12 protein-coding genes and 1 tRNA gene are annotated in these 13,190 nt (G+C 44.6%); all 13 read right to left on the bottom strand.

Annotated features, from left to right (window positions below; translation table 11 throughout):
* Positions 1-81: 81 nt before the first annotated feature.
* Positions 82-155 (bottom strand) — tRNA-Arg (locus G590_RS0107415).
* Between the two features lie 59 nt (positions 156-214).
* A complete protein-coding gene (locus G590_RS0107410) occupies positions 215-1,336 on the bottom strand; it encodes an HD domain-containing phosphohydrolase (RefSeq protein ID WP_022765043.1) in 1,122 nt (373 codons plus the stop codon).
* Between the two features lie 10 nt (positions 1,337-1,346).
* Entirely contained in the window at positions 1,347-2,528 is a 1,182-nt protein-coding gene (locus G590_RS0107405) for an acetyl-CoA C-acetyltransferase (RefSeq protein ID WP_022765042.1), read from the bottom strand.
* Positions 2,529-2,687: 159 nt separating this feature from the next.
* Positions 2,688-3,434, bottom strand: a complete 747-nt coding sequence (locus tag G590_RS0107400) for an energy-coupling factor ABC transporter ATP-binding protein (RefSeq protein ID WP_022765041.1) — start codon at positions 3,432-3,434, stop codon at positions 2,688-2,690.
* Positions 3,435-3,450: 16 nt separating this feature from the next.
* The gene (gene cbiQ / locus G590_RS0107395) at positions 3,451-4,227 is read right to left on the bottom strand and encodes a cobalt ECF transporter T component CbiQ (protein ID WP_022765040.1); all 777 of its coding nucleotides are present in this window, start codon (positions 4,225-4,227) and stop codon (positions 3,451-3,453) included.
* 15 nt (positions 4,228-4,242) lie between these two features.
* On the bottom strand, positions 4,243-5,259 hold the full coding sequence (locus tag G590_RS0107390; RefSeq protein WP_022765039.1) for an energy-coupling factor ABC transporter permease: 1,017 nt from the start codon (positions 5,257-5,259) through the stop codon (positions 4,243-4,245).
* 121 nt (positions 5,260-5,380) lie between these two features.
* Positions 5,381-6,505: an S-methyl-5-thioribose-1-phosphate isomerase gene (gene mtnA, locus G590_RS0107385; RefSeq protein WP_022765038.1), complete on the bottom strand. Its 1,125-nt coding sequence runs from the start codon at positions 6,503-6,505 to the stop codon at positions 5,381-5,383.
* An 18-nt stretch (positions 6,506-6,523) separates the two neighbouring features.
* Positions 6,524-8,152, bottom strand: a complete 1,629-nt coding sequence (locus tag G590_RS0107380) for a hypothetical protein (protein WP_022765037.1) — start codon at positions 8,150-8,152, stop codon at positions 6,524-6,526.
* 79 nt (positions 8,153-8,231) lie between these two features.
* Positions 8,232-9,104, bottom strand: a complete 873-nt coding sequence (locus G590_RS0107375) for a hypothetical protein (protein WP_022765036.1) — start codon at positions 9,102-9,104, stop codon at positions 8,232-8,234.
* A 31-nt stretch (positions 9,105-9,135) separates the two neighbouring features.
* Positions 9,136-9,897, bottom strand: a complete 762-nt coding sequence (locus G590_RS0107370; protein WP_022765035.1) for a hypothetical protein — start codon at positions 9,895-9,897, stop codon at positions 9,136-9,138.
* 199 nt (positions 9,898-10,096) lie between these two features.
* Positions 10,097-11,146: an electron transfer flavoprotein subunit alpha/FixB family protein gene (locus tag G590_RS0107365; RefSeq protein ID WP_022765034.1), complete on the bottom strand. Its 1,050-nt coding sequence runs from the start codon at positions 11,144-11,146 to the stop codon at positions 10,097-10,099.
* A 25-nt stretch (positions 11,147-11,171) separates the two neighbouring features.
* Complete coding sequence (locus G590_RS0107360; protein ID WP_022765033.1) at positions 11,172-11,966, bottom strand: electron transfer flavoprotein subunit beta/FixA family protein; 795 nt, start codon at positions 11,964-11,966, stop codon at positions 11,172-11,174.
* A 35-nt stretch (positions 11,967-12,001) separates the two neighbouring features.
* The gene (locus tag G590_RS0107355; protein ID WP_022765032.1) at positions 12,002-13,162 is read right to left on the bottom strand and encodes an acyl-CoA dehydrogenase; all 1,161 of its coding nucleotides are present in this window, start codon (positions 13,160-13,162) and stop codon (positions 12,002-12,004) included.
* Between the last annotated feature and the right edge of the window lie 28 nt (positions 13,163-13,190).

Below are 13,190 nucleotides of genomic sequence, written 5' to 3'. Positions count from 1 at the left end.
GTGGTTTTGGAGCCCAAAAATTATAAAAAGAAAAATAAAAAAGCGATCACATCAAAAGATGTAATCGCTTTTCATATTCAGTGTGCGTGACAGGATTCGAACCCACGACCTTCTGGTCCGTAGCCAGACGCTCTATCCAGCTGAGCTACACGCACATGAGCCATATCGGCAACAAATAATATTATATTCATGCCGAATGGCTTTGTCAAGAATTTTATGCATTCTTCTCTGCCGCCTCAGCAGCCTTGGTCTCGTTGACCAGTTTTTCCATATCAGATCTGGCAAATTCAAAGCATGCCAGAAGCAACTCCGAGAAAGCTCCGCACTCTCCGTTCTTGATCATCTCATAGGCTCTGTCCATAGGAAAAGCTGCTTTATAGACACGATCACTTACAAGTGCGTCATATACATCCGCCAGAGCAGTCATCTGAGCTCCGATAGAGTTTTCCTCACCCTTAAGTCCGTCAGGATATCCTCTTCCGTCATATCTTTCATGGTGATGTCTGCAGATATCCAGACACATGTCGTAGTACTCCTTGTCCTGAACATCCTTAAGCATCTCTATGATCTCACTTCCACGTGTAGTATGAGATTTCATGACTTCAAATTCTTCGTTGGTAAGCTTGCCCGGCTTTAGCAGAATTGAATCAGGAACGGAAATCTTGCCGATATCATGCATTGCCGATGCCTGCGTAATAACATCAATCAGATGCGGTGTCAGCCCAAGTTCCGGATAATTGTTCATTGCGGTCAGAGCCAGGATTCTTACAAATCCCTTGATCCTCTTCAGGTGATAGCTGGACTCCATACTTCTGAATTCCACTATGGTCGCAATGGTATCAATTACCTTCTCATTGCTGTTTCGAAGCTTCTCCTCCTGCTTTTTTAAATAGACAAACTGTTTTTTCAAAACTCTCGTCTGGTCATCAATCTGGTTCTCCAGATGATTCTTGTGATCGTAGAGTTCAATATTTCTGGACACACGTCTGTCTACGATAACAGGATCAAAGGGCTTGTGGATAACGTCCGCTGCACCTTTCTGGTAGCTGGCACGTTCCGCCTCTGTTGAAGTATCTGCAGTGATCATCAGGACGGGAATATCATCGTTTAAGTTATCTCTCCGCCCCATCTCCTCAAGCACCTGGTATCCATCCATTTCAGGCATGACGATATCAAGCAGAACAGCAGCAAGTTTACCTTCATTCTGCTCCATCATTTTAAGAGCCTCGACACCGTCTCCGGCTTCAAGGATATTGTATTTGTCTTTGAAAATCTCACCAAGTATGCCTCTGTTGATCTCGTTATCATCAACAACTAGTATTGAGCGATCTGCCATATGGCCTCCATCAACGTTCTACGATTGCTGCGCATCCCATTCCGCCGCCGACGCACAATGTGGCCAGTCCCTTATGTACGTCGCGTCTTTGCATCTCATAAAGAAGAGTAACCAGGATTCTGTTTCCTGAGCATCCAACAGGATGTCCGAGTGCGATTGCTCCGCCGTTTACATTAAGTACATCATTACTGAATCCAAGATCATGCTGTACAGCTACTGACTGTGCCGCAAAAGCTTCATTTGCTTCTATAAGATCGAAATCGCCGATTGAATATCCGGCTTTCTTCATTACCTTCTGTGTTGCTGCAACAGGACCGATACCCATGATGCTTGGCTCTACACCCGCAAGTTCTCCGGCAATCCATGTACCGAGAGGCTTAACTCCAAGCTCTTTTGCCTTCTCCTCACTCATAACGATGATAGCTGATGCAGCATCATTGATTCCAGATGAGTTTGCAGCTGTAACAACACCGCCATCCTTCTTGAAAGCAGGCTTAAGATGTGAAATGCCTTCTACTGTAACGCCCTTTCTCGGGCCTTCGTCTGTATCAAAAATAATGGTCTCTTTCTTTTTCTTTATCTCTACAGGAACTATCTCTTCCTTGAACTTGCCCTCTGCAATAGCTTTCTCAGCCTTGTTCTGTGACCATGCAGCAAATTCATCGAGCTGCTGCCTTGTCAGATGCCACTGCTCAGCAATATTCTCAGCTGTGATTCCCATGTGGTATCCGCCAAAAGCGTCTGTCAGAGCGTCCTTGATCATGGCATCCTGAAGTTCTCCGGAACCCATACGATATCCGTAACGTCCCTGCTGCATAAGGTAAGGCGCCATTGACATGTTCTCCATACCACCGGCTACGATTATGTCTGCATCGCCCATACCGATCAGCTTAGCTGCGAGGTTGACACAGTGAAGGCCTGATCCGCAAAGTACATTAATAGTTGTTGCGGGAACCTCAACGGGAATGCCCGCATTTATAGCTGCCTGTCTAGCCGGGTTCTGTCCAAGACCTGCCTGAATAACGCAGCCCATATATACTTCATCAACCTGTTCCGGCTTTACACCGGCTCTTTTCAGTGCTTCCTTAATAACAATTGTTCCAAGTGCCGGAGCCGGAGTAGTTGAAAGTGCTCCTCCCATAGTTCCGATCGCTGTTCTGCATGCTCCCGCCAAAACTACTTTTCTTGCCATTTTATTTTCCTCCATGATTTTATGTAAGTGTTTTAGTTGGTGCCTATAGCGACACTCATACAAATATATTTTAACACTTGCAAGTATACTACTCAACGTATTTAAGACAATTTTCACAAAAGGAAAAGGCGGAAGTCATGCTACTTCCGCCTCTTGTCACTACATTCGAGTCATGCTTAATGGTAACTCCAGACCATGTTCTTCCAAAAGCTCTTTGTTCGTGAGGATATCCTTCACACCGCCGTCCGCTATAATGCGTCCTTCATCCAGCAAAAGAGCTCTCGAACAGGTATCCATTATGAAATCAAGATCATGCGATGTGATGATCTTAAGTGCCTGTATCTCATTCAATATGCCGATAAGATTGCGCCTGTTTCTGGGGTCAAGAGCTATAGATGGCTCATCCATGATTATGATGTCAGGCTCCATCGACAGTATCGTTGCTATGGCTGCAAGCTTTTTCTCACCGCCCGATAACTTGTAATTGTGCTTATCGCGAAGATGAGTTATATGGACCTTCTCTAAAGCCTCGTCGACACGTCTTTTCACCTCTTCGTCTGAAAGACCGTAGTTCTGTGGTCCAAAGGCCACATCCTCCTCTACTGTGGACAAGAACAGCTGCGAATCCGAATCCTGGAACACATATCCTACATGCTCCCTGATGTGGCTGAGGTTCTTTTTGTTCACAGGATGTCCTGCCACTTCAAGCACTCCGCCGTAGTTCAGATAGAGCCCCACAAGCAGCTTCATCAGCGTTGATTTGCCTATTCCGTTGGCACCGACAATTCCGATACTCTCGCCGTCATGAGCCGTGAGATTAAGGCCGTCCAGAACCTTGTTTCCATCCTCATAAGCAAAACTCAGATCTTTTATTTTCAGCAGTTCTCCGTGAATTCCGGTATGCATTCTTTTCCCTTCCCAATCAAACAATAAATCTGATAACTATAAACGTGATGATCCAAATCAGCGTGTATGCATGGTCAAAATTCTTCGGAGATTTCTTTTGCACACTGAAATCCCCTTTAAAGCCTCTGAGCATCATGCTCTCGTAAACATTCCCGGCCCTGTCCATGCTCCTTAGAAGCCACTGTCCAACCAGTGTCCCCCAGGCTCTGTAATTAATGCCTTTCTGTTTCGGCGCCCTGAGCATATATGCTGTAGTTATCCTGTCAGCCTCATTTCCCATGAGTCCAAAGTATCTGTATATCAGCAGTATAACGATCACTATGACCTTCGGAATATGCAACAGTCTCAGCGCGTAGCAGATCTGCTCAATTGATGTCGTGGCAATGAGAATATATGCGGAAAGTATGCTGTAGAACCCCTTTAGCATCAGAGTCAGCATAGAGATCATACCGCCCGTTATCTTAAGCCCCGGGAAAAAAGCTGCCTCCACCACCACCTGTCTGTCAAAAAACGGATTAAACACTCCCACAAACAGTACCAGCGGAAGGATCAGTCTCATTCTGTAGATGCCCTCTTTGAAGGACAGCTCCCCTGCTATAAAGCCAAAGGCCGGGAACACTGCCATCATGATCATTCCCGAAAGATCGTATTTGTTAAAAGAGGCCACCGTAAGAATATAGATAACGCAAACAAGCAGCTTCCCCAGAGGATGAATGTTGTTCATCCAATGAGAACGCTGCTGCAGATTCTGAAGCTTATTCATTTCATGTAGCTGTTTTTCAATAGACTGCATAAAACTCCTGCCACATCAGGCATTGGCAGAACCCGGTTCTTCTTTCTTCTTGAAGAATCTGAAGGCATAGCTTGCGCCAACCATGACGCCAACTACAACAAGTGAACCCACAATTCCCGAGAAGCTGGTTCCCGCTGCTGATTCGCTGTCCTTAAATGCATAATCAGGTAAAAGAGATGTGGCATCCTGAATTCCTGCTGCCGTGTCATAAACACCGCCATCCGCCTCAAGTTCTGTTGTTCCTGCAACCTGCTCCATTGACCACTCAAGGCCGTCAGGGAATGCAGATGCGAATAGAGATACAATTCCACCTGCAAGAGCTGCCAGAATAGCTATTACGATAATTGTATTTTTAAAGCTGAGCTTTCCTTCTTTAGCTTCTGTGCTCTCGCCAACACCCCATAAAAGCTCAGGTCTTGCTTCATGTACAAATATAAGTACTGCCGTTGTTATAAGGCCTTCAACAAATCCGATAGCAAGATGTATCGGCTGCATTGTTGCAAGGAATACCGAGAACGGCAGCTCTGTAACTCCCGAAGCAAGAGTCTCCAGTGTAACAGAGAATGCACCAAGCTGCAAGGTAAGAACACATCCAAGGATAGATGCGAGCGCAATCTTAGCTCTGCTTGCTCCCTTCTTCATTATTGGCTTCCATATCAGGAGAGCCCCTATAAAGCACCCGTAAAAGGCCATATTCCATATATTACAGCCCAGGGCCAGCAGTCCTCCGTCAGCAAATAACAGGCATTGAACCAGCAATACTCCTATCATGGTAAGGAAACCTGCGTAAGGTCCCAGGAGCGCTGAAAGCATCATGCCTCCGCAGAGATGTCCCGATGAGCCTGTTCCGGGAATCGTGAAATTGAGCATCTGTGTCGCAAAAACAAATGCACCCATAACCCCCATCACAGGGATCTTCTTGGGATCACTTTCCTCTCTTACCTTTTTTACTGATACTGTTGCTGCTGATGCCGATAAAACATACATTGTTCCGGCAACTGCAGGTGCCACTAAAGCGTCTGCCATATGCATAAGATTGTCCCCCTCCGGTACTGATAATTATTCAAATCACTAGTTCAGTATATTGGTCTGTACACAGGCGTACAAGCCCCCCGGGGGGATGAAATTTTATAAATTATCCTTCGATCGGTAGTTACTTTTTTATCTCTGAAAAGAGCTTTCGTATAGCCTCATCGTATGGAGCATGAAGTATACCATACTCGGTTACGATACCTGCGATAAGCTCGTTGTCAGTCACATCGAATGCAGGATTGTAAACGTTAATGCCTTCCGGAGCCATGCGCTCTTTGTACCACATCTCGGTAACTTCTTCGGGCTTTCTCTGCTCGATCTTAATGTCGTCACCTGTCTTGGTGTTAATGTCGATGGTTGAAGTGGGAGCACAGATATAAAAAGGCACTCCGTATCTCTTAGCAGCCAGAGCAACCATGCTCGTTCCGATCTTGTTGGCAGCATCTCCGTTTGCTGCAACTCTATCGCATCCGGTAAAGATAACATTTATCGCACCACTCTTCATCAGTGATGCAGACATGTTGTCGCACAAAAGAGTTGTATCAATTCCTGCAGAATGCAGTTCAAAAGCAGTAAGTCTTGCTCCCTGAAGGAGTGGTCTTGTCTCATCACAGTAAACCTTGATGTTGTAGCCTTTTTCATGAGCCAGATACATAGGTGCTGTAGCTGTTCCGTACTTGCAGGCGCAGAGCTGTCCGGCATTGCAGTGAGTGAGGATTCCGTCTCCGTCCTTAACAAGAGTTACGCCGTACTCTCCGATTCTCCTGCAGACGTCAATGTCTTCCTGCTTGATGCGAAGGCATTCATCGCGCATCTCCTTTATCAACTCAGCACGAACTGTCTCGAAATCCGCACCCGAAAATGGTCCCTTGACTCCGTCCCTAGGGGTCATTTCCGAATAGACTTTTTCTACGTGGGCTTTCATGCGCTTTAATGCCCATGACAGATTGACCGCAGTAGGGCGTGATGAATTCAGATAATCACTCTTTTCATCAAGCTCTTTTATAAATTCATCGTAGCTTGTAGCCTTAGAATGCTTCATCAAAAGATAAAGTCCCATACCGGCACTTACTCCAATGGCCGGAGCGCCTCTTACCTGAAGCAGGTAAATCGCATCCCATATCTCTTTTGCTGTGTGAAGTCTGATAATCTCTATTTTGCCCGGAAGCAATGTCTGGTCAATTATCTCCAGAGCGTCATCTTCATCGATAAGTGAAACTGTCTCGTAATCCAAAATGCTTTTCATAGTTCTCTCCGTCTTAAGTTATTTCCAAACCTTAAAGGTTCTGGTCTCATCATAAAGTTCATATTTATCACTTAACTGATTGTTAATTATATCATAGGCAGGGACAACAATATAATTGTCGCTCATAATATCGTATCCGGTTATCTCATCCACTGTCTTTACAACATTGATTGGCTTTTCCGGAATCATAAACTGAAGTATCTGAACAGCCGGTTGATCTTCGCTATATATGTAAAAGATTTTATCATCCCCTGTATCCTTCAGCCGGTCTGCAAGTTCTACATTCTCTTTGGAATAACTCATATTGCTATTTACCATATCACCGCCAATATAAAAGGCAAATGCGATGAAGATCGCAGAAAATACGCCAAATATAATTGTCACCTTTTCTCTGCGTTCTCTTAAGGCACCGGCGACAAGCATTCCAACCAGTCCCACGCAGCATGACAGACATGCTATAGCTATCATTACAACAGGAGATGTCTCTTCTACAAGAAAATAGTTTATTCCTAATGCGAACAGAGATTCCGCCCTACCGTATGTAATCAGGCCGGAGATCACCAAAATAGCTGCGATTGCCAATGTCACCATCAGTATGAGAAAATGTCTTTTCTCAAGACCCTTTTCTTTAACTTCGCATACACCATACAGCATCAGCCCCGGCACCATAAAATCTATGTACCTTCCATAAATAACCGACAATGAGGATTCACTCATATACAGGAAAAGAGCTGACAACGCCATCTCACAAATAAAAGAAACAAGATAGAAATACTCAAAATCCTGTTTTTCTCTTACTTTCCTTATGACGCGAATAAGCCCGATGTATCCAAGTCCCAGGCTCGCAGCTCCGATGTAAAAGACCTCTCCAATAACAGCAAGTAAAAAGCGCTTTAAGCCGTTTAGCGAATATAATCTTCCAAATCTCTTTAGAACCGCATAAAAGCCCGTTCTAGCCGAGCCGTTGGCTGCTATTATCGGTTTTTGGAAAATTAGTCCGGCATAGAGGGCCAGTACAAATAATATCAGCGCAAGAATAAAGAGGCCGATGAATCTCTTTTTACCACTCTTATCTTCCCCGTCTTTATCCCTGAGAAGAAGTAGTGCGACAACCAATAGAGGTAAGGTCCTCATATGGATTGTAAAAAGAAATACAAGAAGAACAATCAGCAAGGCTCCATCTGTCGTATTCCTGCTCCGGAGATATCTTTTTAAGACTAACAGCGCAAGAGTAAAGATCATGAACAGGAACGCCTCGCTCATAGTAGTCAGCGCATAGTAAACAAGCGGAGGGTAGATCAGGCAGAAACAAGGATTTGCATCCGTTGTTTTCATCAGCACTATCCCCGAAATAAGCAGCATGATCAGATTCAGTAAAACCGCTATGCGATAGGCTGCCAGAGAAGAATCCGCCAAAAGATGAATCGGCAAAAGAATGAAGCTATATCCATATGAATAATAATCGCCAAGAGCACTGACCTGTTTCCAATCAAGGCCTCTTATGAGGGCTACATTCTGCCAGTACCCAAATTCATCAGGAAGAATGTCAAACGGATATACTCTTCCGACATACAACACAGCCATGATCAGATAGACAACAAGTGCTATGCCTATTACTATTTTTTGATCAACTCTTTTACAACTCACTAGTTCCACCCCGAATCGTAACAGCATATATCAAAAAAGGCTGCCACACATGATGTGTGACAGCCTTAGCATCACATATTTAATTATACTTAATAAGTGTATACATTACCAGTGAGCTGTCTGTTGCAGGAATATCTACAGTTACTGTTGAAGGATCGTTATCAGTGTCATCAAAGATCTTAGTTGCTCCACCGGGATATACAGCAACTACACCGACCTTATCGCCTTCACCTGCAAACGAAGGATTAAGTCCCATCTTCATGGTTCCTTCTGCAGCCTTGCTGCTTTTCACAAGTTGTCCACCCTGATACTTTTCGTACTGGAAATTTACTGATGGTCCCACAATCGCATTAACGCTGTTGGCAACCTCAGTAGCTGCTGCAATTGCTGCCGGGCTCTTTGATGCATTAGTCTCATATGCAACGCAGTAGAGGCTCGCATCATACCCACCTGCAGGGTTATAAGAAATACCCTTAATATCATTGACCAGATACATTCCCATAAGTTTAGAGATTTCCGCCATACCATCGGAATTTACGACAGAGTAATGTTCTAATTTACTACCCTCATCAATAAGAGCTTGTCTGTCAGCTGCTGCCTGTGCAGTTATTCTCTCCTGCTGAACCTCTTCCGGTGAAGGTTGTGAATCCGGCTGCACAGCCTCAGGTGTTGGATTTACAACCTCTGCTGTTTGATCTGCAGCCTCAGGTGTTGGATTTACAGCCTCCGGTGTCTGGTCTGTAACTTCTACAGTTTGATCTACAATCGTCTCAATATTGTCCTCTACAAGTCCATGTAAGCGCTCGTAATATTCATTAGACCTGGCATAGTATTCGCCGTCCGGACCGGTCCAGGCTTTTACCTCGTCAGCACCGGTATAATTAACAACAACTCCAAGTGCTACAACCGCTGTTCCAATAAGTGCAATTAATGTTTTTGTTGATTTTCTCATTTGTTTACCTCACATTTGTTTCATAACATAATCAGTTATATTTAATAATCGTATACATTACCAGCGAACTGTCTGTCGCCGGAACATTTACGGTTACTGTTGTAGGATCGTCGTCTGTATCCTCGAGGATCTTAACCTCTCCTCCGGGATATACAGCGACAACGGCAACTTTAACTCCTTCTCCTGCAAAGGATGGCTTAAGTCCCATCTTCATGGTTCCCTCAGCTGCTTCACCACTCTTAACTACATTATCACCTTCAACCTTACCGTACTCGAATACAACGGAAGGTCCTACAACTGCATTAACACTCTTTGCAGCATCTGTAGCTGCTGCAATTGCTGCCGGATTCTTACCTGCATCAGTCTCATATGCTACGCAATAGTATTTTTCAGCGTCAGCACCTGCAGGAGTATATGCAATGCCCTTTATTTTATCGACTAGATAAAGCCCATTAAGATTACTATAGGACGCCGTTCCATCCGAACTTATTACTGTACGGTGCTCACTTTTAGAACCCTCTTTCACCAATGCCTGTCTGTCAGCTGCTGCCTGAGCTGTTATCATGTTCTGCTGAATTTCCTCAGCCGAAGGTCCCAAAGCACTTGTCGTTATTGTATTCGAAGAATTCACTTCGTCTACCTGCCCAATCGAAAAATCACCATACCCCTTTTCGTCATAATACTTCTCATAATCTGCCGCCTTTACATCCAAAGCAGAAAAATCAGCCACAACTCCAAGTACTAATACTGCAGTGCCAATAAGTGATAACAATGCCTTTGTTGATCTTCTCATTCGTCCACCTCACATTTTGTTATTTTGTTAATTGCGACTATATCAATTCGTAATTACGTGTAAAACCGCGAGCAGATTTATTTTACTATTCAGTAAAGAGATGTTAATTAAGAATTCAAAAACATTTTCTAAACTAAAAATAAAAGAGCCGCACAGTCAGTAACTGTGCGGCTCTCGCCTTGAATTATTATTTCATTGATCAGCCTTTTGCTGCGAGTTCTTCCTTAAGTCTCTTTGTAAGAGCAGGAACTACCTTGTTGAGGTCGCCTACGATACCGTAGTCAGCAACATCAAAGATAGGTGCGTTCTCATCTTTGTTGATAGCAATGATGATATCTGACTCTTCCATACCTGCTACGTGCTGGATGGCTCCTGAGATACCTATTGCGAAGTAAAGCTGAGGACGAACTGTCTTACCTGTCTGTCCAACCTGAAGATCCTTGGGCTTCCAGCCTGAATCTACAACTGCACGAGAGCAGGAAACTGTTCCGTTAACAACCTCTGCGAGCTCTTCAAGAATCTTGAAGTTCTCAGGTGAACCAACACCACGGCCGCCGGATACAAGGATCTTAGCTGCCTGGATATCAGCAACTGCTGATGTCTCTTTAACGATCTTAACGATCTCTGTGTAGCAGTCGTTCTTCTCAAATCCGGGATTGTAATCAACAACCTCTGCCTTAGCGCCCTTGATAGGATCGATCTTCTGCATAACACCGGGACGTACAGTAGCCATCTGAGGTCTGAAGTCAGGGCATGCGATAGTAGCGATTGTGTTTCCACCGAATGCAGGACGTGTCATAAGAAGCTGTTTGTGCTTCTGCTCTCTGCCTTCTACAGCCTCGAGAGGGAAATCTCCGATATCGAGCTGTGTACAGTCAGCTGTAAGTCCTGTGTGTACTCTTGAAGATACTCTTGGGCCAAGGTCACGACCGATAGCTGTAGCACCTACAAGGAGGATCTCAGGCTTGAACTCTTTGATAACAGATGCAAGAGCATGTGTGTAAGGCTCTGTTCTGTAATCCTTAAGTTCAGGATCATCTACTACGATAACTCTGTCAGCACCGTACTCTGCAAGCTTGTCTACAAGTCCCTTAACACCGCTTCCAAGAAGTACTGCTGTTACTTTTTTCTCATCAAGGTCTTCTGCAAGACTCTTTGCTTTGCCCAGAAGCTCAAGAGCGATACCGGAAAGTTCGTTATCTACCTGCTGAGCAAAGATAAATACACCTTTATATTCTTCTAAAGACATGACTCTTCTCCTTTACAATTAAAATTTAAAGTACAACGTGTTTTTCCTTAAGCTTGCCTACGATGTAATCAACTGCTTCCTCTGCTGAATCAGGAGCAACCTTCTCGCCCTGACCCTTCTTAACCTTATCGGAAGCCTTTGCAATCTGTGTAGGTGAACCCTTAAGTCCAAGGTTAGAATCGTCTACATCCTTAAGATCAGCTCTGCCCCAAACGGTAACTTCCTGATCAAATGCATCGAATATTCCACCCGGTGTCATGTATCTTGGCTCGTTGAGCTCTGAAAGAGCTGTTACAAGGCAAGGCATGTTGGCCTTAACGATGTGGTATCTGTCTTCGAACTGTCTCTTAACTTCAACAGTCTTAGCCTTCTCATCAACCTTGATCTCTTCTGCATAAGAAATTACAGGAATTCCAAGATGCTCAGAAATCTGAGGTCCAACCTGAGCTGTATCTCCATCGATAGCCTGACGGCCTGTGATGATGAGATCATACTCAAGGTTTCTGAGTGCGCCTGCGATTGTTGATGATGTTGCCCATGTATCAGCGCCGCCGAGTACTCTGTCAGTTACAAGAACTGCCTTGTCTGCGCCCATAGCAAGAGCTTCTCTAAGTACAGCGTCAGCCTTAGGAAGTCCCATTGTAAGAACTGTAACCTCTGCGCCATACTGATCTTTTAATCTAAGTGCTGCCTCAAGTCCTGCCTTGTCATCAGGATTCATGATTGCAAGCATTGCACCTCTATCCAATGTTCCATCGGGTTTGAACTTTACGCCGCCCTTTGTATCAGGGACCTGCTTAATGCAAACTACAACTTTCATTTTATCGTCTCCTTCTATTATTCATCAGATGTGATTTACTTAAGTAATGCACCAGAGATTACCATTCTCTGAACCTCAGATGTACCCTCGTAGATCTCTGTGATCTTAGCATCACGCATCATTCTCTCTACTTCGTACTCTCTGATGTAGCCGTATCCACCGTGAAGCTGTACAGCCTTTGTGGTTACATCCATTGCTACCTCTGCTGCGAAGAGCTTAGCCTTAGCAGCTTCTACTGAGTAAACATCCTTATTCTTCTTTGCATCAGCAGCCTGATAAACAAGGAGTCTTGCAGCTTCACACTGTGTAGCCATGTTAGCAAGCTGGAACTGTGTGTTCTGGAAAGCACCGATAGCTCTACCGAACTGCTTTCTCTCCTTAACGTACTCAACTGTTCTGTCGAGTGCACCCTCAGCAATACCAAGAGCCTGAGCAGCGATACCGATACGTCCGCCGTCAAGAGTGTGCATTGCGATAGGGAAGCCCTTTCCGCGAGCACCAAGAAGGTTCTCTGCAGGAATATGGCAATCCTGGAAAATAAGCTCGTATGTGGAAGATCCACGGATACCCATCTTATTCTCCTTGGTTCCGAATGTAAATCCGGGTGTTCCCTTCTCAACGATGAATGCTGAGAACTTCTTCTGCTTTCTGCCTCTCTTATCTTCTACGATATCTGTGTAAGCGATGATGATGTAGATATCTGCAACCTCACCGTTTGTGATGAAGCACTTTGATCCGTTAAGAACCCACTCCTTACCGTCTTCTGTAAGAACAGCCTTAGTCTGAACGCCCTGAGCGTCTGTTCCTGCCATAGGCTCTGTAAGACCGAAAGCACCGAGCTTCTCACCCTTTGCAAGAGGAACGAGGTATTTCTGCTTCTGCTCCTCTGTTCCGTATGTCATGATAGGATCGCAGCAAAGTGATGTGTGAGCAGATACGATAACTGCTGTTGTACCACATACCTTTGCAAGCTCCTCTACACACATGATGTATGTAAGAGGATCGCATCCCTGTCCGCCGTACTGCTTAGGAATCGGGATACCCATGAAGCCGTACTTCTGCATCTTCTTAACGGTCTCCATAGGGAATACTTCTGTCTCGTCAACCTCTATTGCGTTTGGCTTTACTTCTTTTTCTGCAAACTCTTTAAAAAGAGCTCTCGCCATTTCATGTTGCTGATCAAGCTGAAAATCCATGATTTAAACCTCCAAATTTATTATTTAT

This window comes from Butyrivibrio sp. XPD2006, from assembly GCF_000420865.1.
Lineage (GTDB): Bacteria > Bacillota > Clostridia > Lachnospirales > Lachnospiraceae > Butyrivibrio.
This window is presented reverse-complemented; position numbering and strand designations above follow the sequence as displayed.